Source organism: Bacillus sp. T2.9-1 (assembly GCF_950097965.1).
In the GTDB taxonomy this organism is placed as follows: domain Bacteria; phylum Bacillota; class Bacilli; order Bacillales; family Cytobacillaceae; genus Niallia; species Niallia hominis.
In genome coordinates this window covers 15,888-41,472 of the sequence record NZ_CATNHG010000119.1, presented here as the reverse complement: position 1 = coordinate 41,472, position 25,585 = coordinate 15,888, and the positions used below count along the sequence as shown (strand labels likewise).

Sequence of the window (25,585 nt, the reverse complement as noted above, 5' to 3'; positions counted from 1 at the left end):
AATCCATCCTTAAATTTTTTTAAAATTACTATGTTTTATATTTTAGAAATCACATCTACAAATTCTTGATATTTATCTTTTTTCTCTTTTAAAATTTCCAAAGTATTATCTTGATCCTCTCTATCGAGCTCATTTTTTATTTTTGATTCAATTAATCTAATTAATTTGTTTGAATCTATTTCACCTTTATTCAAATCAAAATAATCAATCTTGAACTCTTCTAAAAAGTTTTCTGTTTTTGTAGTTCTACTTAAACCTATTAAACTTGTATATCCTACACTTAATATCAATGCATGTAATCTCATTCCAATTAATAACTTTGAATTCCTTAATTCTTGTGTTACATGATAAACATCTGAATTGATATCAAAGATTTGAATTCTATTAATAAATTTTGAATCAATACCATTTATAAGTTCCTGAAATAAAGTTAATTCTTCAATCTCTCTCCTGTCCATCGCAATTAAATGAATACTATAATCAGTTTCATTTAATATCCAATCAATCCCTTTGGAAACAGCTGGTAAAAAAGTGTTTTTATTAAGATTTTCATTAACTAAGGATATCGTTATGTAACTCTCTTTCTTTTCAGAACTTTTAAAAGCATCACTTTTTAAATCAAGAAAAAAAGCTGGATCAGCACTAATTTCCCCAATATTCGCCTTCTTTGTATAAAGTTCGGCATACTTTAAAGAATTAGCATCTCTAACAAACAATTGGTCAACCGATCGTAAAAATAAAGGAGCCATTCTCTTTCCAAGTGAAGTATTTAATTTATCAACACCAATAGGCAAAGTGATAACTTTTTTATTTAGTATCTTAGATATAAATAGAATTTGTACCATATAAGGAATCATTCCTCTCATTAAGGAAATTCCTAACTTATCTTGAATCATGGTACCTCCACCTAATAATATTAAGTCGGATTTTGCGATTTGTTTATATAATTTTCTCCATCCACTAAATGAGTTACGATTAATATTAAATTCTTTTAGATTTTCATATTTACCATTTATTACTTGTTCTTTAATAGTAGATATTGTTATCTCCCAATCCGGATTGTGTTCTAATAATTTATTAGCAGTTGCTACTGCAATTGCTTCATCACCAATATTAAAACCTACACTTCCAAAAATCGTTACTTTCTTCAATTTTTCTCCTCCGATATTAACATATAATTCAACTTTTTCATCTCTACTAAATTCATTATTAAGAATATGGAAATACTAGGTATCCAAATTATTGAAACAATATAAACATTTACATGTTCAGAAGTAAATAACCATAACGCAAATAATATTATAAAAGTTAACATTGAATAAAATTGGCTTGTAAATACTGCCTTTGATACAGAAAAAAATTTAATCATAGATACTAGAAATCTAGAAATACCTAAAACTATATAAAAAATCAACCATATAGGGAGTAAATAAACTACTTCGTAATTTGTTGTATAAATAACTTTAGAAATTATAAAAACAATTACAGAATATAATAAAATAAAAGCAGTTAGAGCTCCTACTAAAATTCTCCTCATTTCAAAAATTTTCCTACCATTTCCAGACAATATATAGTTATCTAAAGCAGTTGTTAATATTAAAACCCCATTAAAAAGATTCTGTATTATTCTTAACGCGCTAATTTCTTCAACACTTAAAAATGATGATAAAAATAATAAATAGCCTCCACTTATAAACCAAAATGAAATTGCTCCACCAAGAAGAATCTTTCCATTATTAAAAAATTCCCCTACATCCACCACATTATCTACATTAATCTTATCAAACAATGATTTTTTAGATGATAAAAATAATACTAAACAAGAAATAAATAGTATAATCATACAAATCATTAGATATTTAAGGCTACTATTAGGTTGTAAATAAATTACTGTTCCCCACGTTAATATATTTAATGTAAGACCTACATTAAAGTTACTTTTCCAATTTCCCTTTATCATATTAATTCTTTTTGTAAACTCATAGAATGTAATAAGAATTAACCATAGAAAGCCTAACATCAAGGTTGAAAAAGTTAAATCAAATATCCCCATCAATATAAATAGCAATAGCATAGAAATTAAAAAAATACTTACTAAATATTTAACAGAGAATAATATAATGTTTTTTGTAATTATTTTATTTTTATTAATTTGTCTCATAAATGGTTGAAATACAAGTGCATTACATACATTAACAACAAACATAATCAACAAGAAAATATAGTTGATTTCTACAAACTGATCTGGTTTTAATATTAAAGAAGTAATAAGAACAAATAAAAAGTTATAGGCTGCTGTATATACTTGATCTCCTATTACATATATTTTTTGTAAATTAAAACTTTTAATTCTATTACTTAACACTTAATACGCACCTTTTCTGTTCACTACTATTAATATAGTTTTAAGCAAGATTTTAATATCTAAAAGTAATGATTGTTTACTTACATAGAATAATTCTAAATCTGCTCTAACTGGATAATCCACACTACTTCTTCCATTAACTTGCCAATAACCTGTAATTCCTGGTTTAACTGATAAAAATTCATTTTTTCTATTTCCATACTGAACAAGCTCTTCTTTGATCACAGGTCTTGGTCCAACAAGACTCATTTCACCTTTTAAAACATTTAATAATTGTGGAATTTCATCAATACTAGTTGATCTTAAGATTGCACCTACCTTAGTAATGCGTGGATCTTCTTCAGGCTCTAACTTATAACTACTTTCTATATATTTTTTATATAATTCTTTGTCTGCTCTTAACTTATCCTCTGCATTTACGATCATAGATCTAAATTTATAAATATAAAAAGTTTTACCATCCAACCCTATTCTCTCTTGTCTAAAAAAAACAGGTCCTTTATTCTCACCGAATAAATATAAAAAGGAAATAGTCACAAATATCGGAAGAGTTAATACTAACAAGATAAAAGAACCAATAATATCAATTCCCCTCTTAAGAACACTATAAATTAATTTACTTTGTCTTTTTACTGCGCTTTTTTGATACGAATTCTCGCCTATATTCAAATTTACCTCTCCATTCTTAATTTATTCCACTTAAAATATCCCCAAAAACTTCTTTCTCTGTATACGTTCAGGGATTTCCTTCATCACATTCTTATCTTCCAAAAGCAATTCCGCATTCTCTTTAAAAAGATAAACATAATCTACCCCAAAGTTCTCTTCCACCATATCTAAACCTTCCATCATCTTAAAACTACGATTATGGACATTATGGGCATCTGACGCTAGGAAGTGTGTTAAATTATGCTCAATCAACTGCTCGGAAAACTTCTTCACATTCTTCCCAAAGTACCCAGCAACACTAGAAGCCGTTACTTGCGTAAGCGCCCCATTTTTCACAAATTGATAAAGAAGATCAGGTTTCTCCTGCAATTCTTTATTTCTTTCTGGATGAACAATAATTGGAATGATTCCCTCTGTTTGCAGTTCATACAGCAATCTCTCTGCATATCGTGGAACAGAGGAAGAAGGAAACTCAATGAAAAGGTATTTAGTATGATTCAGTGTTAGAATTTCTTCCTTATAGTAATCTTCTAACACTTCTCCATAAATTCTTACTTCCTGTCCTGGAAGTATCGTTAGAGGAATATTTTCTTCTTTTAAAACGGTGTTTAAGTCATTTACTTTTGTAAGAATAGAAGATTTTGGATTACTGAACTTGTTATTCTTATGATGAGGTGTAGCAATAATCGTTGTTATTCCTTCTTGAACAGCCGCTCTTGCTATCGCTACGCTATCTTCTATTGTCGCTGCTCCATCATCAATCCCAGGTAATATATGACAGTGAATATCAATCATTGTGCTACACCTCTCTATTTTTGTAATCTATCATTATTTTCCTATAACACTTCAAAAATAGTAACATTGAACTATTCATTCGTAAATAGCGAAGATTGTCGAATCTCGTTTGCTTACTTGTTAATTTGTTCCATAGTAATAATAGTCACCTTTTTTGTCCGCTTTTTTATTATTTAGGACAACTCCTAATATTTTCCCTGAAGTCGCTGATAGCTTTTCTTTCGTTTTGACAACCGCTTCTTTATCCGTTTTTCCACTACTAACTACTAATATACTTCCATGACAATGATTAGCGAGCACTTGTGCATCTGTAACGGCTAATACTGGTGGTGTATCAAATAGGACAATATCAAACTCCTCTAGAGCTCTCTCTAAGAAATGATTCATCGCACGGGAACCCAATAGCTCAGAAGGATTTGGTGGGATCGGACCACTAGGTAAAACATACAGATTCTTCTCTTCATTTTCATGAACAGCTTCCATTAAACCTAACTGATTCGTTAGAACGGATGTTAATCCAGATGAATTATTCAAGTTAAATGTGTAATGAACAGTTGGTTTACGTAAATCAGCATCAACAAGTAGTACTGTTTTTCCTTGTTGCGCAAAAACAATCGCTAAGTTGGCTGTCGTTGTTGATTTTCCTTCTCCTGGTCCAGAAGATGTCACTAAGATAGAACGTATCTCTTCATCAATACTTGAATAAAGAATGTTTGTACGGATTGTTCGATATTGCTCAGAAATAGGAGATCTCGGATCATACTTTGTAATAAGTTTTCTTCTATTTAAGGCTAAACCGCCTTTTTTGCTTCTCTTACTTGTTGCCAAGTAAATCCCCCCTACTTCTTCCTTTTTGAACGCCTCTTAACTTCGCTTCATGGCTTTCATCAATTGTTGTAATGGCGCCTAATACTGGTAAATCTAGTAGTTTCTCAATATCTTGTTCTGTTTTCACTGTATTATCTAAGTATTCTAGTAAAAAGGCTAAACCGACTCCAATCATTAACCCTACTACTGCTGCAATCGCAATATTTAATGGTGGATTTGGACTGATTGGTGCTTGATTTTCTTGATCTTCCGCAAGTGGCAATACGGTCACATTGTCAATGGACATAATATTTTTAATTTCTTTTTCGAACACTTCTGCCGTTTTATTGGCAATTTGCAAAGCTACTGTTGGATCAGCATCTGTAACAGCTAGAGTCATTACCTGTGAATTTTGCGCACTTTCCACAGTAATCTTACTATTCAATTCTGAAACACTCATATCTAAATTCAATTCTTCTTTTACAATATTTAAGATAGCCGCACTTTTTAGAATCACACTATATGTGCTAATCATTTGTACGTTTGCCTGTACTTCACCTGAATTAATGACAGCTGATGATTCCTCTTTCTTTTGGTTGACAAGAATTTGTGTTGAAGATTTATACTCCGGTGTAATAATGAAATAACTTACTATCCCACTTACAATCATTGCGATTAAAGTGATAGAGATAATAAGGGCAAATCGTTTCTTAAGTGTGTCGAATAATTCTTTTAGACTAATCGTTTCTTCCATGACTTCCTCCTAGAAAAATATAAAAAACTAAAAATATTATATCATATATCATTGCATATACTGTCATTTCTTGTCATAATTTTAATAGATTTGCTTTACTACGTTACTTACTATACCAATTAATTGACATTTTTCCTATCTCTTTTTCAAAAAAGGGAGAAGTTTCCTACATACTTGTAAATTATCGGTATACTTAAATGAAACGATTATACTGAATTCCTGGAGGTTGAAATGAAAGCAGCTATTCTATCTATTCTTTCTATTGTTCTTGTTGTGGTTCTTATTATTGGAAATATTCATTGGAATATTCGGGGAGATAGTCCTTTATCACCGATTCACGATACACACGATTCAACGGTTTCCCAAGAAAAAAGTTCTAATTCAGAGAGCTACTTTAGCCTTGATTACTATATGGGCTTTGCTAAATCTTGGCCAGAACAAGCGCAACAAGTATTAGAAGCGAAATTATCAGACAAAAAGGTATTTCATATTTTACTAGTTGGCTCAGATGCGATTGGCGATCAAGAGTCTGGTTTACTTCCCCCTTTAAAAGAAGCATTGGCTAGTAAGTATGATCAATATGTAACCATCGACAGTATCGCTTATGACGGAACTACTTCCGATTATGTAGATGATGAAGAGTATGAATCTCTGATTGACAAGAAACCAGATATGGTTATCTTTGAGCCATTCCTATTACATGATAACAACGTAGTAAATATTTCTACGACGTTAACGAATATCAATACGGTTATTAAAGAAACCACAGATTCGTTGCCTGATGTTACGTTCGTTTTAATGCCAGCACATCCATTATATGATGCCAGTCTCTATCCTATGCAAGTTAGTGACCTAGAGAAGTATGCCGAAGCGGAAGAAATTCCCTATTGGAACCATTGGGAAGCTTGGCCAAATCGTCAGGATGAAAAGGTTAAAGATTATTACAAGGAACTAGATGGCGATAAATCGATTGCGAATGAACAAGGTTTTGAAGTTTGGAGCGATTATTTGGCTGATAAGCTCATTTCACAGTAAGTATGTATATAATGTCCTAAATAAGCGAGTACTACTCGCTTATTTTTTTGTTTGGTTGTTCTATATAACGTACGATTATCTTATCATATTTACTGAATATTCGTAAATACGATTTTTCGATGTGTTTTTATGTAAGCGTTACCTAGTTTCTTCTATTATATATAGTTGAATAATAAAAAGGTAAAGGCATTCCTTTTTTCAACTGTTTTATCACTTTATTTGTTTGATCTTCCTAATTCTCTTTGTCTTTGGGAATCAAATTTCCCATATTATGCAATTTATTCGATAGGTCTTTTTTCTTATTTATACATTTATAATTAAAAATTACCATAATTTAGTAGGAAAATAGTACTTTTTTCTGCCAGAATTATGCTAGAATAGTAGTGTTATACAGATATATTCTGCAAAAAAATGAAGAAGGGTTTTGGTGATGAGGAAAAAAGTTTTATTATTAGTTGCTGTAATGGTTTTTAGTTTGGTGTTTCCTACTAACTTAAATGTCGGCTATGCCACGGAAAATGGGGATACCGATGAGTTGGATATTGCTTCCAGTTATTATTTCATCTACTATAATGGCGAAAAGCAAGATATTAATCTAAATGAGGAAGTGGTTTTACACCTAAATGGCTGGACAGATGACACACAGACATCCGTTCAAGGTTATCTATCAGATAAATTAGGTGATCATGAAGTTTTTTCCATGAATGTTGGAGAAGAGCGGGAACAACTTTCGATTTCTAATGAAGAAAATGTTCTTTATCGAATAGCACCCTCGGAATCCTATAAAGCGGAACAAGTAGAACCGGTTACTTTCACAGATCAAGCTACTGTGGTGACTGAAAATGATAATGGTACTTCTATAGAAGAAATAAAAACTGTGGATGAATATGGTACAATCGTTCACAATCAAGGTTTAACTTACTATTCTACTGACGAAAATCAGCAAAAAACGGTGATTACGAAGGCAGAATATGATGCTTTAAACCTTGTAACAGACCCTTCTTCTTCTGAAGATGCAGAAGAAACGGCGACTCCTAGTGAAGAAGTTATAGAAGAGCTGCCAACAGAAGATAAGGTGGAAGAAGAGATTGATCCGGATGCTTCCTTAGAAAAGGCAGAAACAGAGGAGAGCACATCGACAGAGGAACATACTACTGTCATGCCGAAAGCAGAAGCTTCTCGTGCTCTGAAAGCAGCTGTCGTGAATCCTTCTATTAACTATTCAAGCTATGTAGAAGGAAGCAAATGGCAACTTCCCGTAAAAGATGGAGAACTATCTGGAACAAGCGGACAATCGAAGCGATTAGAAGCAGTGAAAATTTTCATCGAAAATGCAAATTACTCTGGTGGCGTAACGTATAAGACTCATGTTCAAGGCTATGGCTGGATGACAGAGGAAAAAGATGGCGCAATCAGTGGTGCACCTGGTGAGAATAAGCGGATGGAAGCTATCCAGATAGAGCTAACAGGTGAGATGGCGAAACATTATGATATTTATTATCGCCTACATGTACAAACATTTGGCTGGCTTGGATGGGCAAAAAATGGCGCATCTGCTGGTACGGAAGGTCTTTCCAAACGAGTAGAAGCTGTTGAGATTAAATTAGTAGAAAAAGGCGCAAAGGCTCCTGGTTCTACCGATAAATCCTTTATTACCAAACCATCTGTTACATATTCCACACATGTTCAAACAATCGGCTGGCAGCCTAATGTTGCAGATGGAGAAATGAGCGGAACTTCTGGGCAATCAAAACGACTAGAAGGCATTAAAATAGATTTAGAAAATAAGCCATACAGTGGAAATATCGAGTATTCCACCCATGTGCAAAACATCGGCTGGCAAAATGCTGTATCAAACGGTGAGCTATCTGGGACTTCTGGACAAAGCAAGCGTCTGGAAGGTATCCGTATAAATCTAACTGGCGATATGGCGAAACACTATGATATTTACTACCGTGTTCATGCGCAAACATACGGATGGCTTGGATGGGCAAAAAACGGCGCATCTGCTGGTACGGAAGGTCTTTCGAAGCGTGTTGAAGCGATTGAGATCGTCCTAGTGGAGAAAGGGGCAAAAGCTCCTGGTTCTACGAGCACATCCTTCGTGAAGAAGCCAACTGTCACATACAGTACGCATGTACAAACAAAAGGATGGCTATCCAATGTCACAAACGGTGCATCAAGTGGCACAACAGGACAATCAAAGCGATTAGAAGCGATTAAAATTGATTTAACAGATGCCGCATTTAGCGGAGATATTGTTTACTCCACACATATACAAGGCACAGGCTGGGTAACGAACTCTTCGAACGGAGATATCTCTGGTACGGTTGGGAAAAGTAAACGATTGGAAGCTATAAAAATTAGTTTAACTGGTGATATGGCGAAATATTTCGATGTTTACTATCGCGTTCACTCCCAAAGCTATGGCTGGCTTGGATGGGCGAAAAATGGAATGGAAGCTGGATCAGAAGGATTATCTAAGCGATTAGAAGCCATTCAAATCAAGCTTGTTCCAAAAGGCAGCGGCTCGTCTGTGAGTGCAACAAAGGCTTTTAAAAAGGCAAAATCTGTTTTCTTAGATCCCGGACATGGCGGATCTGACCCAGGTGCAATGGCTGGTGGCTATACAGAAGCTGCCTTGAATTTAGCGGTTGCGAAGAAAGTGGAAAAGCTATTGAAAGACCGTGGCTATATTGTCTATATGTCTCGTACATCTGACACCTATCTTTCTTTACTCGACCGTTCCAAAAAAGCCAATGCGCTTAATCCAGACATCTTTGTGAGCATCCATCATAATTCAACTGGATCTGGCTCGACAACAGCGTCTGGAATCGAATCGTATTACTACAAATATAATCCAGCATACCCTTCTGTCATCAATAGCGATAAGCATAATGATCCAAACCGCGTGATGAAAAGCACATTGCTAGCGGATTTGATACAGAATGAAATGGTTAACGCAACAGATGCCACTAATCGGGGCATTGATGGTGAAACACTTGCTGTTTTACGAGAAACAGCAGTACCAGCTACTTTACTAGAGCTTGGATTTATTAATAATACGGCTGAGCGTAAAAAGCTTGTAACGAGCAGCTATCAGAATAAATTAGCAGAAGCTATTGCAGATGGCATCGAAGAGTATTTTGAAAGATTTTAACCTTAATCAAGGATCAGCAGGAATGCTGGTCCTTTTTTCTATGGATAGGCTTGTCATATTACATTTTATTTACTCTTATAAGTGAGTTGCTTGGGTTTGCCCATTCCTATGCTATAATGTTTTTCGAGGTGATTTAGATGGGGGATTTACAAGTATGGTCGCAATGGGAGCGATTTATCGCTGCTTTTGAGCGGTTTAACTGGATGGATATTGGGATTGCCTTGCTAATCTTTCTTGTTTTTTTAGGGTTTAGAAAGCTATTTACGACCTATATTTTCAAGTTAGTGTTAGGAATGGTAAAGAAATTACCAGTAGCTACGGTTTCCAAAATATTATTAGCGTTTGAAAAACCACTTCGTTGGTTCTGGGTCATTATCGGAACTTACTTGGCTTTAACTTATTTGCCATTTCCGATTACTACTTTCTACTTTGTGCAACAGATATATAAGTCCTTTATTATCGGATTAATCGGCTGGGGAATCTTTCAGTATTTTTCCGATCAATCGAATCCTTTTGAACGGCTGGTGTCGCGAACAAAGCTTGATGCTGATAGCATGCTGATTCCTTTCTTAGGGAAGGTATTCCGAATGCTTGTCGTTATCTTTACTGCTGTTAGCATATTGGACATTTGGGATATTCAAATTGGTGCCTTCGTTGCTGGTCTCGGGGTTGCTGGTCTTGCCTTCTCCTTAGCAGCACAAGATACCGTTGCTAACTTCTTCGGCGGTGTTGTGATTATTACGGAAAAGCCATTTTCCAAGGGAGACTGGATTCAATCTCCTTCAGTGGAAGGAACAGTCGAGGATATCACATTCCGTAGTACGCAAATTCGCACATTTGCTGATTCGATTGTGACCGTTCCTAACTCAAAGCTTTCCAATGAAGCGATCACAAACTGGTCCAAAATGGCGAAGCGACAAATCAGCTATGAATTGGCTCTCTCCTATCGCACGCCAAACGAGAAATTACGGGTCGCTTTAAGAGAAATAGAAGAAATGCTTCATGCACACCAAGGTGTACATAAAGATGTCATCATGGTGCGATTCACGGAATTCCGTGATTACAGTTTAGGTGTCTTCATCTATTTCTTCTCGAAAACTACCGTTTGGTCAGAGTTTTTAGAAGTGAAAGAAGATACAAATTTACAAATATTAAATATTTTAGAAAAACACGGAATAGAAATCGCATTGCCTAGTCAGCAGATTTATTTGCCAGAGAAAGAGGAAGGGAAAAAGTTGATGAGTGGGGAATGATGGTTTTTGGGGAGCAGAAGACAAGGCGCTGGTGTGCCTTGTCTTTTTTTTGTTTGTGGGTGGGTGGGTGTTTGGCTGATATATTTGTGGTTTGGCTGATTTCTTTCCCAGTTTGGCTGATATATTTGCGGTTTGGCTGATTTCTTTCCCAGTTTGGCTGATATATTTGTGGTTTGGCTGATTTCTTTCCCTGGTTGGCTGATATATTTGCGGTTGGGATCATTTCCTTTTCCTTCTTTGTTTGGATCATTATTTACAATTCGGCTTATTTTCCATGTTTTTTTGCTGATTCACTTTCTGCATCCACTTCTCATTCTACTAATTTTAGCTAATCTACCGCGATGCTATCGTTTATTTGTTATTTTTCTGTTTTTGCATCGGGTTGTTGCGACATAGGTAGAAGGAATTTAAGGAAATTCCATATAAACTGTCCTTCCCAAATGTACTTTTCTTAAAGTTTGTCTTTTTATGGTGCCTGACACCGATATTGACAGACACCGTTATTGACACCGATATTCCTTCGGCGACACTCCATAATACTTCCGAAATGCCTTCGAAAAGGCAAGGGAATCTGCATAGCCAACGGATCTGGCGATGATTTTCATTTGATAATTGGTATGTATTAAGAAATCTGCTGCTTTTGCCATGCGTACTTTCATTAAATATTCCTTTGGTGTGGTGTTTGTATGTTTTTTAAATAGTGCTGTTAAGTAAATGGGATGAAGGCCGAGCTTGTTTGCGATTGTGGCTATTTGGATTGGTTGGGCGAAATTTTTGTTGATATAGGTTTGGGCTTGGTAGATATAAGCTTCTGCTGTTGTTTGTTGTGCAAGTGGCTTTGTTGTCTCCACTAAGGCTGCGAGGAGATGATACATATAGCCTTGGATAATAAAGTGGTTCTTTAGCGAAATGCCACTTTCGCCAATGTCTACCATTGTTTGAATTGTTTCTTGAAAGGCAGATAGATCCTCGATATCAAGAATGACAGGTGTTTCTCTCGTGTTCATGATTTGATAAATATACTCCCTTGCTTTGATTCCCATAAAGCCGAACCAGTAATATTTCCATGGATTTGTCTTGGATGCTTCGTATTTGGCTACTTTATTGGCGGGAATGAGGAAGGCTTGATTTTTGCCTACTGAATAGGTGATATGATCAATGGTGAGTGTCCCCTCTCCCTCTGTAACGAAATGAATGATGTGAAAATCTCTGGATAGAGGTCCGAAATAATGTCCTTTCTGACAGTCTTCGAATCCGCAATTATATAAGACAAGATCTTCGCCTTCTTTTTGATGGTTGCTGCCAAATGTATGGATATATTCTCGCAACTTTCTTTCTTCCCTTCGTTTTAAAAATCATTTGTTTTTGCTATAGATAGCTTTGATTTTGCCATGTTTTATCTTGGCAGTCTCTTGTACGATGTATAGACGTAAGCGCTTATCTTTATTGTATGGGGTATTGGGATTTCTGTAAATAAGCTTTTAAAAGGCTATTTGCGGTGTCCTCTCTGCCCCATTTTCCAAGTAAAGAGAATCTTCGCTAATGACATAGAAATGATAAGAAGAAGGAGTGTGGGAAAAGGCATGTCTATTTTTTTCCATGAAAAAGAAAAGGCTTTTCATTTATGTAATGATTATATTAGTTATTTGTTTCGGGTGATGGAGAATGGGCAGCTGGAGCAGTTGTATTATGGGAAGCGTGTGGTGCTTGCTGATTCGGTGGAGCGGTTTGTGGAGCGGAGTTATCGACCTCTTTCTGTTTGTGAGTTTGAGGATGAGTGGGATCATTCGCTGGAGTTAATCAAGCAAGAGTTACCGGTGTCTGGGTCGGGGGATTTCCGGGAGGCGATGCTGGAGGTGGCTTTCGGGGATGGTTCGTATGTGGTGGAACTTACATATGTATCCCATGATGTGTTGGATGGGAAGCCGAAACGTCGGGGGATGCCTGCTACCTTTGCGGAGAAGGGTGCGGCGGAAACGTTGGTGGTCCGGTTAGCGGATGATACATGTGGGCTGCAGGTGGATCTGCATTATACGATTTTTGAGCATTTGCCTGTTGTGACTCGATCTGTGCGGGTCGTAAATGGTGGGAAGCAATCGTTTGTGTTGGAGCGGCTGTTGAGTGCGAGTGTTGATTTGCCTGGGGATGGGTATGAGATGCTCCATCTATCAGGTGCATGGGCGAAGGAGCGTCATGTCTATCGGGGGATGACTCGACCTGGTGTGCAGGCGGTCAAGTCGGTGCGGGGTGCGAGTAGTGCGATGCATAATCCGTTTATGGCATTGCTTTCGAATGACACGACAGAGCATGGTGGGGAAGTTTATGGAATGAATTTAGTGTATAGCGGCAATTTCCTGGCACAGGTGGAGGTTGACAATTATGGGATGTCGCGGATGATGATTGGGATTCATCCAGAGCGTTTTCAATGGAATTTGCCGTCTGGGGAGGCATTTTGGTCGCCGGAAGCGGTGTTGGTGTATTCAGATAGTGGCTTAAATGGGATGAGTCAGGCGTTTCATGATTTGTATCACGGGCATTTAATCAATCCTCGGTGGGCAAAAATGGCGCGTCCTGTCGTTATGAATAATTGGGAAGGTACATACTTTGACTTTGATGAAGAGAAGATTGTCGAGATGGTATCTGCTGCGAGCAAGCTTGGCGTCGAATTATTTGTGTTGGATGATGGCTGGTTTGGTAAGCGAGATGATGACCGTTCATCGCTTGGGGACTGGGTTGCATATAAGGAAAAGTTGCCGAATGGGATTAAAGGTCTTGCAGATCGTGTCCGGGAACTAGGGATGCAATTCGGCTTGTGGTTTGAGCCAGAGATGGTCAATGAGGATTCTGATTTGTTCCGGGCACATCCAGATTGGGTTATGGGGACACCTGGCAGAAAGCGTAAGCACGCGAGGTTCCAGTATGTGCTTGATTTTGCTAATCCGGAAGTAGTCGATTATGTGTTTACGATGATGGATAAGGTAATTGGCGAGGCAGACATTGCTTATGTAAAATGGGATATGAATCGTAATATCAATGATGCCTATTCGGTCTATTTGGATGGGGCTTGTCAGGGGGAAGTACTGCATCGATATATCCTCGGTGTGTATACACTTTATGAGAAGCTGCTTCATAATTATCCTGACCTTTTGATTGAATCGTGTGCGTCTGGTGGCGGGCGCTTTGACCCAGGGATGCTGTATTACGCACCACAAACTTGGGCGAGTGACAATAGTGATGCGGTGGAACGCTTAAAGATTCAATATGGAACATCCCTCGTCTATCCCGTTAGTTCAATGGGTGCCCATGTCTCTGCATCGCCAAATCATCAAGTCGGCCGAGTCACTTCTCTTGGGATGCGTGCAGCTGTTGCCTATTTCGGCGCCTTTGGCTATGAGCTCGACCCACGCACGTTTTCAGAAGAGGAAGCTGAATTAGTGAAGGAGCAAATCAGCTTTTATAAGGAAAAGCGCCAGTTGTTGTTGTATGGGAAGTTTATTCGTTTGGCTGACCCTTTTGCGGAATCAACTACCGAGAGTCGTCTTAGCGGCTTAGGGGATGCTGGAAGTGGAACGGCTTGGATGGTCGTGAAGGAGGATCAGTCGGAGGCAATTGTTGGCTGGTATCAAGTTCTTGCTCGTCCAAATGATCGTTATAAGCGCTTGCGATTAAAAGGATTGGACCGGACAGCGCGTTATCTCGTAAAAGAATTGGATATTGTCTATTCAGGAAGTGAATTGATGGAAATGGGTCTATTCTTATCGGAAACATTATATTCCAAACGGCATGGGCGGAGTGTTTCTAAAAATGGTGTCGGCGAGCCTGTGCGGGGAGATTATCAAGCTAGGTTGTTTCAGTTGCAGAAATTAGATTGAGTTTTGAAGTAGGAGTGAGCTAATGTTCACTTCTTTTTTTAATAAGCGAGTAGTAAAGTGATGTATTATTCCATGTTGTATTTCGGGCTTTTCCTACTATTTTTCTAATAAGTGGTTAGAATAACTGTTATCAAGGGTAAAGTGGACTTGTCATTATCGAGGAGTGTTTCTACATGGAAAACGAGAAATTTGTTAAAGGCTTCACGATTGGATTAGGCATCAGTATTCCATTATGGACTTCTTTCTTTGGATGGATAAAGATTCTGTTACATGTTTTTTGGGAATAAGGATGGTTCCTTTACTATGCATATTTGTTTTTGATTAGATAGTGGTGAATGGAAGAAAATAGCGGATGACTGGGAGAAGTGTCTTTTGTTTTGTTTTGCATTCTTTTGCTCGCGTTTTTTGGATATGAACAATCGTTTTTCTGTTTCCTACAAGATAAACACTTTCAACCTAAGTTGGTGTATACGACGGAGAACCCTTATTGTCTTCATTCAGTGTCCTTCTCATATGTACAATTCATGCAGTTTGTCTTTTTGTGGTGCCTGTCACCGAAAAATGTCACCGAAAAAAGCTTAATAAATATTTCATATTTGCTAAACATATCGTTCATAATACTTTTATAAAATAAAGGTATAGGGTATATGCGTATTATACTAACGAAATGAGGTGCTTTAAAATGTTGGGAAAATGGATTAATTCTATCATCGAAAAACCTTTAATAAGTGCCGAAGATAATTTAGAGTATGAACATTTGCTAGAAATGGAATTTGAAGATAGTGACATAGAGATAATTAATATGGTATAGGGCGCCTTTTTAGGTGCCTTTTGTTTTGCTCTATAAAGGGATATTTATTTAATGGAAGTCTGCCTTTTCTTATCTATAGAATGTATCGGAAATAAAGTATAACATCCATTAATTTAACAGATAATACCTTCAAGTTGAGGAGGTGTAAGAATGGCATGGAATGGGGCAAAAAAAATAATCTGGTTTTTACTAGCAAGTACGCTTTTATCCAGTTTATTTAGTGGATTTATGATTTATTTATGTACGATGATAAATAAGGATGTATCCTTTTTAAGAAGAAAATTAAGTAATTCAGGTGACAATACAATAAGATTTCAAAAGTATCGGCAACCATAGGAAGTCTTGTTAGCTATTCATTCTATTCATCAGTCGGAATAATATTTCCTATCAAAACACCCCTAAATAGTTAGGCCCCCCCACCTACTTTTCTTTATCGGCGGGGGATTGCCCTTTCATCCAAGTACAAGCTTAATTAATTCTACAAGTATTTCTACCTAACAATTTATTGATGCCACACTTTTGTGTAAGTCCAGTGATTAGTAAAGGAAGGGAGATTAGGCCAAATAGCTTCCAATACCCTGGTAAAAAATAAAATAGTGATAAAAGGGCAATTCCTAATATGATGCGAAAACCTCTATCAAATCCTCCGACATTTTTCATTGTTAATTCCTCCTTTCAAGATATTTCTATCTTAGCAGGAGGAAGAGCATGAACTCCGTAACTAAGTTACATAACGAATAAAAGCAAAAAAAATTCTTTAACATGTCGTTATTCTACTAATTCTTCTAAGCCTGCTCGGTCTAAAATCATGATTTTTCCTCGCGTCAATGCGATATATTGATCTTTTTCTAGTTGTTTTAGTGTGCGACTAATTACTTCGCGAACTGATCCTAGTTCGATTGCTAATGTATCATGAGTTGTTTTGATAACATTTCCTTCCGCTTGTTCTAACAAATATTCTACTACTCGGCTGCGAATGGATTTGAAATTAATGTTATCGAGTAATTTAGAAAGGGTGAGGATTCTTCCGCAAATCGATTGAAAGATAAATTGGCGGAAGCTCTTATATGTATCAAACCACTCCCGAAAGATTGGTGTTGGAATGAAAAGCGCGAGGCTGTGGGTTTCCACACTAGCAGATGCTTCATATTCTGTTCCCCCTAAAATGCTCGAGCTCATTAAAGGACAACACTCTCCATCACTTATTCGGTATAGCGTTATTTCGCGCCCACTTTCACTTACTTTGTACATTCTCACCCTTCCATCTAAAATAAAAACAGCATAATCTAGAATAATTCCTTCTGGTATCGTTTGAGCTGGTTCCAGTTTCTTTACATCAATTCCAGCTTTGCGCCATTCTTCTTCTGGCAAATCAGCTAAATCAGGGAAAATAGAAACAATCTTTGGTAAATGGTCCTGTACATTATTACTCATCGATTCTTCTCCTTTCGCATTCTTTTTATTTACTTCATAGGATAGGATTTATTTGTTAATTCTATATTATAGCATTCGTTGTATCTTTTCCTTTTTTTCCAATCAAAACAATTAGGCTTTAAACATGACAACATGCTGTCAACTTTCCTATGTTATTTTTAGTAAGTGAAGAAGATGGTGGAATCCTCATTCCATCATCTAACAACATTATTAGGAGGATCCTTTACATGAATTTTAAAGAAGCAATAGAACGCTCTCTTCAAATTAGACAGGCTTATCATCAATTAGAAAAATAATACCATGGTTCTGAGTGGTCTGTTGCGGAAGATGCACTTGCTTTTCTTACAGATGCTGCATTGGTTGGGCGATTATCAATGGCGCAGCAAGAGAGATGGCCAACTGGTGATAATCCAGAGGCAGAGCTTACGCATAAAATTGGCGAATCCATCTGGTGGCTCATTATTTTAGCGGAAAGAATGGGGATTGATAGTAACGAAGCATTGGAACAGTTTTTAGCACGTAAGGAAAAACAATTTTTTTAAGTAAATAAGCATTCTTGACAGGCCAAAGCCATGTTAACTAGGCGTTGAACATGGCTTCCCTTTTCTTTTACTTTTTCTTCTCTTTTGGCAAAAATAACACTTCAAAATCTTCTAAACTCTCGATTCCATCTGCTTCCATCTTCTCGCCCACTGCCGCTACCAATAGCCTTATTCCTTCTTCAACAGTCGCTTGCTCGCTTGGCTGCAAATTATCTAATACCGCACCCATTATTTGCTGAATCGGCTTTGGTGAGGTTTCTTCGATTATTTTTACCATTTCTTCTGTTAACATAATCTGAACAGATCGCTTGTCTTGTGGATTCGGCTTCTTGATGAGAATCCCTTTTTCCGTTAGTCTTTCTACAATATCTGAAACCGTACTCTGTGTCATGCGAAGATTTTGGGTTAGCTCCTTGACACTAATTTTTTTATTAATAAAGACCTCTAGAATGACGCGTACTTGCGGGGCAGTCATTCCATGTTCTTCTGCATGTCTCTGGAGACTCTTCATGATAAAACGATTCAAGAAATCGATGGATTCCCAAATATACGTGGCCCTATCTAGCATTTGTTAACTCCTTTCTTCAAAAGTTATTATGAAGAAAAACTCTTAAAGCCAAACTGCGAGTCTTTCTTGGCTTAGGTAAAATTTAAGACGCTTCTTCAAACTGACTATTATAAAGCTCTGCATAGAAACCATTATTCTCCATTAGTTCCTTATGTGTTCCTGCTTCAATAATATCTCCTTCTTTCATTACGAGAATTAAGTCAGCATTTTTTATCGTTGACAATCTATGTGCAATAACGAAAGAAGTTTTTCCTTCTGTCAGCATATCCATTGCTTGTTGAATCAGCAATTCTGTGCGTGTATCTACAGAGCTAGTCGCTTCATCTAAAATGAGCAATGGTGCCATTTTTACCATCGCACGGGCAATGGTGATAAGCTGCTTTTGCCCTGCCGATAAGCTCGTCTTGTCATCTAAAATTGTATCATACCCGTTTGGCAATGTTTGAATAAAGTGATGCAAGCCAACTGATTTGCAAGCTGCTTCTACTTCTTCATCAGATACGTCTTCTCTGGAATAAACAATATTATCACGGATAGAGCCTTCAAATATCCATGTATCCTGAAGAACCATGCAGAACAGGTCATGAAGAGATTCTCGTGTCATTTGGTTAGTCGGGACACCATCAATCATAATTTCTCCGCCATTCACTTCATAAAAACGCATAAGCAAGTTGATTAATGTTGTTTTTCCAGCACCAGTTGGTCCAACGATTGCTACTTTCTGACCAGCATTTACTTTTACGGAAAAATCCTTGATAACTGCTTTATCTTCACTGTAGCCAAAGCGTACATGCTTAAATTCCACATCGCCTTTGACATTTTGCAGTTTTTCTTTCTTTTCGTCTTCTTTTACAAGCTCTTTCTCTGCTAAGAATTCAAAAACACGACCACTTGCCGCTGCTGTTTGCTGTAGATTTGTCGCTGCTTGCGCAATTTGCTGCAGGGGCTGTGTAAATAAGCGAATGTACAGCATAAAGGCAACGATGACTCCAAATGAAATATGGCCATTAACAGCAAGCACAGCACCAACAATACATACAACGACATAGCCAAAGTTTCCGATAAACATCATTAATGGCATCATTAATCCTGACATAAATTGCGATTTCCACGCACTTTCAAATAGGCGTGAATTAATGGCAGAGAAAGCATCCTTTGCTTGTTGCTCTCCATTATATGCCTTCACAACATTATGACCGGAATAGATTTCTTCGATATGGCCATTTAGTTTTCCAAGTTCTTGTTGCTGTTGGGCAAAGTATTTCTGTGATTTCGAAATGATCATACCCATAGACGCAAAGCCGATAAATGTAGATAAAATAGCGGCAATAGCCATAATCCAATTTGTATAGAACATCATGATTAACGAACCGATGAACATCGTAATAGCCGTAATTAAGCTACTAACACTCTGGTTCATTGTCTGTCCAACCATATCGACATCATTTGTTACACGGCTAAGGACATCCCCTGTTGTTGTATTATCAAAATAGCTTAAAGGCAATCGATTAATTTTTCCCGAAATATCTCTTCTTAATTGCTTAGAAATCCTTTGAGTGACGGTAGCCATAATAAAACCTTGAACATAGTTGAAAATATAGCCTAAACCATAAAGGAATACGAGAAAAATAGCGACATCATAGACAGCATCCAGGTTAATTTCTCCCATTAAGCCTTCTGTAATATAATCCGTCATTTTGCTAAGCTGGTCAGGACCAATAATGCTAAAGATAGAGGCTGTCATCGCAAGGATTAAAGCAAGTAAAATGATTGGAAAATACGCCTTACAGTAAACCGCTAGTTCCTTCAAGCTAGAAAATTTCATGCCTTTTGCATTTGGAGGAATCGATTTTGTTGATTGATTTTTCGTTTCTTTAACATCCTTTTTCTTAGCCAATTTCGAGCTCCTCCTTTGATAATTGTGATAAGGCAATTTCTTGATAAACATCGCAAGTAACCATCAGCTCATCATGTGTCCCTATTCCGACTACTTCTCCTTTATCTAATACAAGAATTCGGTCTGCATCCTTAATGGTTCCAATGCGCTGTGCAACAATAATGTTTGTAGCATCGTTTATTTCCTCTTTAAGCTTGGAGCGGAGGACACGGTCTGTTTTATAGTCCAATGCGGAAAAAGAATCGTCAAATAAATAGATTTCTGGATCTTTGTAAATAGCACGGGCAATCGATAATCGCTGTTTCTGACCACCAGAAAGATTGGTTCCACCTTGCGAAATAGTTCCCTCATATTGCTGATCCATTTTTTCGATAAAATCCTTCCCTTGGGCAATTTCTACGGCTCGTTTTACTTTATCTTCTGATTGCTTAATCTCCCCACCGAAAGCAATATTGGATGTAACCGAACCACTGAACATAACAGCTTTTTGGGATACATAGCCTATTTTATCTCGCAAAGCTTCCAACTTATAATTTTTCACATTTTGACCATCCACTAAAATTTCCCCGTCTGTAGCATCCATAAAGCGTGGAATCAGGTTGAGAAGGGTACTTTTTCCACTACCAGTTGAACCAATAATGGCTACTGTCTCTCCCTTGGATGCAGTGAAGCTAATATCTCGGAGAATGTAATCACTCGCACCAGGATATTTAAAGCTTACATGGCGGAATTCGATTTCCCCTTTGCTGTCCCCTTCTGTCTTCGTGCCACTCTTTATTTTCACATCTGTATCGAGCACTTCGTTGATTCTTCTTACAGAAACAGCCGCACGAGGAAGCATGACGAATGCAACAGAAACCATCATAAAGGCCATGATGATTTGCATGGCATAGGAAGAGAATACAACCATATCAGAGAATAAAGGCAATCTATCTGCCATAGGAGCATTGTTGATGATCACCGCTCCAATCCAATAGATAGCAAGACTCATTCCAGACATAATAAGGGTAATCGTTGGCATCATAACAGCCATTGTTCTTGTTGTAAAAAGATTCGTATCTGTCAGTTCCTTATTCGCTTTCTCAAACTTATCCTCGTGGTAACGAGTTGCATTATACGCATGAACCACACGGATTCCTGATAAATTCTCTCTTGTTACCATATTAAGATTATCCGTTAACTTCTGGATTACTTTAAATTTAGGCAGGGCCACAAAAACTAGGATGGCGATTAATACTAATAATATAGCGATTGCTACACCTGTAGCAGCAGTCCATTCCCAGCTTTTTCCCATAATCTTAAAAATGCCCCAAACGGCAATAATCGGAGCCTTTATCACAATTTGCAAGCTTAGGATAATTAGAATTTGCACTTGCATAATATCATTGGTAGAACGAGTAATTAAGCTCGCTGTCGAAAAACTAGACAGTTCTTCCATGGAAAAAGATAAAGTTTTATCAAACACTTTTTTACGCAGTCGATTAGAAAAACCAGCAGCAACCTTTGCCGCAAAAAATACAGTTATAATCGAAGCGGCCATACTTCCCACTGCACAAAGCATCATAAAGGCACCTTGTTTGAGAACATCACTTAACTCACTACCTTCTGTCTGTACAAGTCTAGTGATTTCCGCCATATAATCTGGAAGTTTTAAATCAAGCCATACCTGCCCAAAGATAAAAATAAGGGCAAATGTGATAAACATCCAGTCACTTTTTTGAAAATTTTTCAAGATTTTTAACATGGAATCTATTCCTCCTCCTGCAGCAAAACACATTTATTTTTTCGCTGTAAATCCTCTCTGCTATTCTGGACCCTATTTACAAATAATTATCAAACAAAAATTAATCGAATAAGATGTATCGCATCCGATACATCGTATGCGATTATATTAATGATTTTATCGCTAAATGTCAAACGAAAATAATTCCATCTCGTGGGTAAAGAAAAAAACAGCCCCATCGTTGGAGGCCACTGACAAACTGAGGTCATTTCTAAATAATCAGCTGGCCGCATAAAAAAAGACGACCCTCATTAAATTTTTTGAATGTAGAGTCGTCTTTTTTTATCCATTTTCTCATGAATTCCTATCTTTTTTAACTCATTAATTTCAAGATTCTTTTTAAATTCACCGTAAATATTGCCATGGCACCTTGCAATTCCATACCTAATAGACCCGAGGATTTTGCAACATTGTACCCGTGTCTGTGTTTTAATTCGCTATTTTTAGCTTCTATTTTATATCGTTCTTTCGACTTTTCTTTAAAATAGTCACTTTCTTGAAATTTTGCCTGCTCTGTATGCTCGTTTGATTTGATGCTTACAGAATATGTTTTACTTTTAGCCCCTTCCTTATAACATCCTTCCTTAAACGGACAGTGTTTACATTTTTCTATATCAAAATAGTACGTATGAACTTGATTTCTACCTTCTCCTTTTTTGCCCTGTTTTGCTTTTCTTATTGCCATATGTCCAGCCTTACAAACATACATTCCAGCATCTTTATTAAATTCAAATTCATCTTCTTTTTTACGGTATCCTTGTGTTACAGAAGGGTTTAATTTGGCTACCAATTTCATTCCATTCTTTTTTGTGAACTCGATATTTCCTTTTTCCGAATAAGCTGCATCCCCGATCACTGCCTCAACTTCCATGCCGGCTGTCATACTTTTTTCAATCAGTGTTTCTAATTGTTTTCCGTCATTCTTTTCTCCAGTTGTGACTGTTGCGGCTGTAATAATCCTTTCTTCACTCATGGCTATGTGCGTTTTGTATCCAAAAAATGAGGTATCCTCACTCTTGTGACCAACTTTAGCATCTTTATCTTCTGAAATTTGTAGATATTTGATATCGTCATTTACCGTTTCTTTTAGAAGGTTTAGTTGTTCCTTTACTTTTGGATATGGAACAAGCGTATCTTCCTTCTCAATCACCTCAATCAGTTTTTGACAATACTCCATTTCATCCTCCAAAATATCCGTTGAAGTTTTAGTGGGAAACTTATCTTTCATGCTTTCATCTATTTTATAAACAGCTTTTCTAAGCTTTTTCGAACGATCCATTAGGATTTCTTTAGGTGATTTCTGATTATAACGAGCTTTCGAATGAGTGGCATCTACGATAATAGCTTTACTTTTGATAATTCCCTTTTCAATAGCGATTTCTACGGTTTTATTAACAAGCATATCTAAAAGTTTTACGTCTTTTAAACGCAACTTTCTAAATTTGGTTAAAGAACTTGGTTCAATCACCGAATCTTCGGGTGCCATATCAAGAAAATATTTAAAAGACATATCATATTTTGAACGTTCAACAACGTCAACATCAGACAAGTCATAAATCGACTTTAATAATAAATACTTGAACATACGAATAGGATCGATGGCATTTCGACCGTTATCAAAACAATAATTTTTCTTGATTTCATCATAAACAAATGAAAAGTCAATTAAGTCATTAATTTTTCGTAACAGATTATCTTTTGGAACGACTAAATCATATAGAGCCATAAAAGGGCTAAAAAGAATCATAGACTGTTGTTTTTGAATCATAGTATCCACCCACACTGAAATTGATACTATAATTATACAATAAAAAAAGGATAGTCCTTCAAATAATGAAGGACTATACCTTTTAGATTATGAACATTTGGAGGACTTTTTCAGTGGCCTCCATCGTTGGGAGCTGTTTTTCCTTTATTTTATGATTTCTTTTAACATACTCTTAAAGCTATTGTACACATATGTCCAAATTGCCGGATCCGTTCGGTACGTTTTTTGTAATTGCATATAAAATTCCTTTTGCTTTTCCGCAAATGCTGGGTCCTCTTTCACTGGAAGCTTAGCTCGACCTTCTGTCACCATCTCTTGTACCTCTGGCGCCCTTGGTCCCCACTTGCCGACTAGCTCCCCTTGTTCATTTAAAACAAGGACCATCGGAATAGCTCTGCCGCCGTTTGTTAAATGTCTGTCAATTAAATCCGTGTCCGCGTCTCTAAGTGCCACATGCATCTGAAGATCAGCCGCTTCCACTAATTTGCGAAGAATCGGATTAATCACCATTGCATCTCCACACCAATCCTCTGTTATGGTTAAAAAGTGGAGGTTGTGTTGCTTTAATTCTGCTGCAAAGCCATCTTCAGGCAATGTAAAGTTTTGATACACCTCATAGCTTTCCTCTTTTAATGTACTCATATTGTCCATATACGCTTGGATGGTAGAACCTTCTTCGAAATACTGTTGCTCTGTCTTCATTTATATACCTCTCCTTTTTATGTATGCCTTGTCTATTATTTTACTATTTAACTGTTTTTCATTCTATTTTTCAGATTTGGGATAAATTTCTTTTTTTGATAGATGATTATATAAACGTCTGATACAATTATTTTAGATTAATGAGGGATAGGAGTTATGGCATGAAGAAATTTCTTTCTACACTTGTAATGGTTGTGATTGGCGCTGTATTTGGTGGTGCGCTTTCACTTCTTATTTTATCAGGGGATGTAAATATTACTAGTATTATCACTAGCTTGATTTGTTTGATTGTATTTTATATTGTACATATTATTTTGCATGAAGCAGGACATCTTATTTTCGGAAAATTAACTGGCTATTCTCTCGTATCCTTTCGCGTCTTTTCGTGGATGGTTGTTTCGACAAAGAACGGCTTAGAGCGTAAAAAGCTGTATGTTCCAGGAACGCTTGGACAATGCTTAATGGCCCCGCCGCCATATGTTGCGGGCAAGTTTCCATTTAAGCTGTATTTATGTGGTGGAGTCATCATGAATTTTCTTGCGAGTGCTGTCGTTGGGTTGATTGCCTGGATTGCAGGAGAATTACCTTTAGTTGCTAGTATTTTTATCCTTCTCGGGTTGCTCATCGGGTTAACGAATATTATTCCCGCTGGCTTTAATGATGGCATGACGCTAAAAATGGCTTGGAAGAAGGAAAGCAAACAGTGGCAGCTTTTTTCCCAGTTTTATATTAACGCCCAAACGTCCAACGGTGTCACTTATCAGGAGCTGCCAGAGGAACTATTTGCATTGCCCCCAGGCGATGATGGGAAGGACTATTTTTCACAGTGGACTCTCTGCATCCAGCAAGCACTGGCAATGGACCGCCTTGATTTTGAAGAGGCAAAAAGGATTAATGATATGCTGTGGGAAAGAAAAGAACAGCTTATTTCCCTTTTCAGAGTCGAGATTGCAAAAGAACGATTGTTTTTATTAGCTGTTTTAGAGGTCGATAAGGAAGAAGCACGTTCCATCTTTGCTTTGAAGGAAGTTAAACGGTTTTTAGCAATTAAACAGATGAGCAATAAACGAATCGCAGCTGCCTATGAGCTTTTCGTGAATGGGGACCGAGATAAGGCGGTTGCTCTATGCGAAGAGGGTGTTGGGTTGGAGGCTAATAATCCAAATGCTGCGGATGTTGTGTTGGAGAGGAAGATGATGGGGGTTTTGTTGGGGGATTGAGGTTTGGGTGGAGTTGATTATGTTGGTTTGGATCATATATTTAATTTTTGGATTATATCCTCTCCGCTTTGGACAATATATTTCTATTTTGAATCATATCTGTTCACCTTTGGATCATATATTTAATTTTTGGATCATATCCGCATTTTT

General features: G+C 36.9%; 23 protein-coding genes. 8 read left to right on the top strand and 15 right to left on the bottom strand.

What is annotated here, in order from left to right:
• Nucleotides 1-35 precede the first annotated feature (35 nt).
• The 6 genes from QQZ16_RS17835 to QQZ16_RS17810 all read right to left on the bottom strand — a co-directional run bounded on the left by QQZ16_RS17835 (nt 36) and on the right by QQZ16_RS17810 (nt 5,390).
• Nucleotides 36-1,151 (bottom strand): polysaccharide pyruvyl transferase family protein, encoded by a 1,116-nt coding sequence (locus tag QQZ16_RS17835; RefSeq protein WP_284561579.1) that lies wholly within the window; start codon nt 1,149-1,151, stop codon nt 36-38.
• Nucleotides 1,148-2,365, bottom strand: coding sequence for a hypothetical protein (locus QQZ16_RS17830; RefSeq protein WP_284561578.1), 1,218 nt, complete (start codon nt 2,363-2,365; stop codon nt 1,148-1,150). The genes QQZ16_RS17835 and QQZ16_RS17830 overlap by 4 nt, the downstream gene beginning before the upstream one ends.
• On the bottom strand, nt 2,366-3,034 hold the full coding sequence (locus tag QQZ16_RS17825) for a sugar transferase (protein WP_284561577.1): 669 nt from the start codon (nt 3,032-3,034) through the stop codon (nt 2,366-2,368).
• Between the two features lie 30 nt (nt 3,035-3,064).
• On the bottom strand, nt 3,065-3,829 hold the full coding sequence (locus QQZ16_RS17820) for a tyrosine-protein phosphatase (protein WP_284561576.1): 765 nt from the start codon (nt 3,827-3,829) through the stop codon (nt 3,065-3,067).
• 120 nt (nt 3,830-3,949) lie between these two features.
• Nucleotides 3,950-4,657: a CpsD/CapB family tyrosine-protein kinase gene (locus QQZ16_RS17815; RefSeq protein WP_284561575.1), complete on the bottom strand. Its 708-nt coding sequence runs from the start codon at nt 4,655-4,657 to the stop codon at nt 3,950-3,952.
• Complete coding sequence (locus QQZ16_RS17810) at nt 4,644-5,390, bottom strand: YveK family protein (protein WP_284561574.1); 747 nt, start codon at nt 5,388-5,390, stop codon at nt 4,644-4,646. The genes QQZ16_RS17815 and QQZ16_RS17810 overlap by 14 nt, the downstream gene beginning before the upstream one ends.
• Before the next feature lie 231 nt (nt 5,391-5,621).
• Between QQZ16_RS17810 and QQZ16_RS17805 the strand changes: the two genes are divergently transcribed.
• From QQZ16_RS17805 to QQZ16_RS17795, 3 genes are all read left to right on the top strand, one after another.
• Nucleotides 5,622-6,425, top strand: coding sequence for a hypothetical protein (locus tag QQZ16_RS17805; protein ID WP_284561573.1), 804 nt, complete (start codon nt 5,622-5,624; stop codon nt 6,423-6,425).
• A gap of 430 nt (nt 6,426-6,855) precedes the next feature.
• Nucleotides 6,856-9,585 carry an N-acetylmuramoyl-L-alanine amidase gene (locus tag QQZ16_RS17800; RefSeq protein ID WP_284561572.1) on the top strand — a complete coding sequence of 910 codons (2,730 nt, stop codon included), beginning with the start codon at nt 6,856-6,858 and terminating at the stop codon, nt 9,583-9,585.
• 137 nt (nt 9,586-9,722) lie between these two features.
• Nucleotides 9,723-10,838, top strand: coding sequence for a mechanosensitive ion channel family protein (locus QQZ16_RS17795; RefSeq protein ID WP_284561571.1), 1,116 nt, complete (start codon nt 9,723-9,725; stop codon nt 10,836-10,838).
• Here the strand turns inward: QQZ16_RS17795 and QQZ16_RS17790 are convergent.
• Together QQZ16_RS17790 and QQZ16_RS17785 are read right to left on the bottom strand one after the other, a co-directional pair.
• Complete coding sequence (locus QQZ16_RS17790; RefSeq protein ID WP_284561570.1) at nt 10,777-11,088, bottom strand: hypothetical protein; 312 nt, start codon at nt 11,086-11,088, stop codon at nt 10,777-10,779. The two genes, QQZ16_RS17795 and QQZ16_RS17790, sit on opposite strands and share 62 nt — an antisense overlap.
• 250 nt (nt 11,089-11,338) lie before the next feature.
• Nucleotides 11,339-12,166: an AraC family transcriptional regulator gene (locus tag QQZ16_RS17785; protein WP_284561569.1), complete on the bottom strand. Its 828-nt coding sequence runs from the start codon at nt 12,164-12,166 to the stop codon at nt 11,339-11,341.
• 255 nt (nt 12,167-12,421) lie between these two features.
• Here QQZ16_RS17785 and QQZ16_RS17780 point away from each other — a divergent pair, with 255 nt between their 5' ends.
• From QQZ16_RS17780 to QQZ16_RS17770, 3 genes are all read left to right on the top strand, one after another.
• The gene (locus QQZ16_RS17780; RefSeq protein ID WP_446715459.1) at nt 12,422-14,710 is read left to right on the top strand and encodes an alpha-galactosidase; all 2,289 of its coding nucleotides are present in this window, start codon (nt 12,422-12,424) and stop codon (nt 14,708-14,710) included.
• A 682-nt stretch (nt 14,711-15,392) separates the two neighbouring features.
• A complete protein-coding gene (locus QQZ16_RS17775) occupies nt 15,393-15,521 on the top strand; it encodes a hypothetical protein (RefSeq protein WP_284561567.1) in 129 nt (42 codons plus the stop codon).
• A 150-nt stretch (nt 15,522-15,671) separates the two neighbouring features.
• Nucleotides 15,672-15,857, top strand: coding sequence for a hypothetical protein (locus QQZ16_RS17770; RefSeq protein ID WP_251629192.1), 186 nt, complete (start codon nt 15,672-15,674; stop codon nt 15,855-15,857).
• Between the two features lie 132 nt (nt 15,858-15,989).
• Here the strand turns inward: QQZ16_RS17770 and QQZ16_RS17765 are convergent, their stop codons facing one another.
• The gene (locus QQZ16_RS17765) at nt 15,990-16,181 is read right to left on the bottom strand and encodes a YgaP family membrane protein (RefSeq protein ID WP_031536171.1); all 192 of its coding nucleotides are present in this window, start codon (nt 16,179-16,181) and stop codon (nt 15,990-15,992) included.
• A gap of 108 nt (nt 16,182-16,289) precedes the next feature.
• Nucleotides 16,290-16,955 carry a Crp/Fnr family transcriptional regulator gene (locus tag QQZ16_RS17760; RefSeq protein ID WP_031536170.1) on the bottom strand — a complete coding sequence of 222 codons (666 nt, stop codon included), beginning with the start codon at nt 16,953-16,955 and terminating at the stop codon, nt 16,290-16,292.
• A 374-nt stretch (nt 16,956-17,329) separates the two neighbouring features.
• Here QQZ16_RS17760 and QQZ16_RS17755 point away from each other — a divergent pair, with 374 nt between their 5' ends.
• Complete coding sequence (locus QQZ16_RS17755; protein WP_251629188.1) at nt 17,330-17,497, top strand: hypothetical protein; 168 nt, start codon at nt 17,330-17,332, stop codon at nt 17,495-17,497.
• A gap of 67 nt (nt 17,498-17,564) precedes the next feature.
• Here the strand turns inward: QQZ16_RS17755 and QQZ16_RS17750 are convergent, their stop codons facing one another.
• The 5 genes from QQZ16_RS17750 to QQZ16_RS17730 all read right to left on the bottom strand — a co-directional run bounded on the left by QQZ16_RS17750 (nt 17,565) and on the right by QQZ16_RS17730 (nt 24,215).
• On the bottom strand, nt 17,565-18,065 hold the full coding sequence (locus tag QQZ16_RS17750; RefSeq protein WP_251629187.1) for a MarR family winged helix-turn-helix transcriptional regulator: 501 nt from the start codon (nt 18,063-18,065) through the stop codon (nt 17,565-17,567).
• Nucleotides 18,066-18,147: 82 nt separating this feature from the next.
• Nucleotides 18,148-19,911, bottom strand: a complete 1,764-nt coding sequence (locus QQZ16_RS17745; protein WP_284561628.1) for an ABC transporter ATP-binding protein — start codon at nt 19,909-19,911, stop codon at nt 18,148-18,150.
• A gap of 43 nt (nt 19,912-19,954) precedes the next feature.
• Nucleotides 19,955-21,706 (bottom strand): ABC transporter ATP-binding protein, encoded by a 1,752-nt coding sequence (locus QQZ16_RS17740; RefSeq protein ID WP_235252463.1) that lies wholly within the window; start codon nt 21,704-21,706, stop codon nt 19,955-19,957.
• Nucleotides 21,707-22,058: 352 nt separating this feature from the next.
• Nucleotides 22,059-23,513, bottom strand: coding sequence for an IS1182 family transposase (locus QQZ16_RS17735; protein WP_284561566.1), 1,455 nt, complete (start codon nt 23,511-23,513; stop codon nt 22,059-22,061).
• Between the two features lie 144 nt (nt 23,514-23,657).
• A complete protein-coding gene (locus QQZ16_RS17730) occupies nt 23,658-24,215 on the bottom strand; it encodes a thioredoxin family protein (protein ID WP_251629185.1) in 558 nt (185 codons plus the stop codon).
• Between the two features lie 161 nt (nt 24,216-24,376).
• Here QQZ16_RS17730 and QQZ16_RS17725 point away from each other — a divergent pair, with 161 nt between their 5' ends.
• On the top strand, nt 24,377-25,435 hold the full coding sequence (locus QQZ16_RS17725) for a hypothetical protein (protein WP_284561565.1): 1,059 nt from the start codon (nt 24,377-24,379) through the stop codon (nt 25,433-25,435).
• The last annotated feature ends 150 nt before the right edge of the window (nt 25,436-25,585 follow it).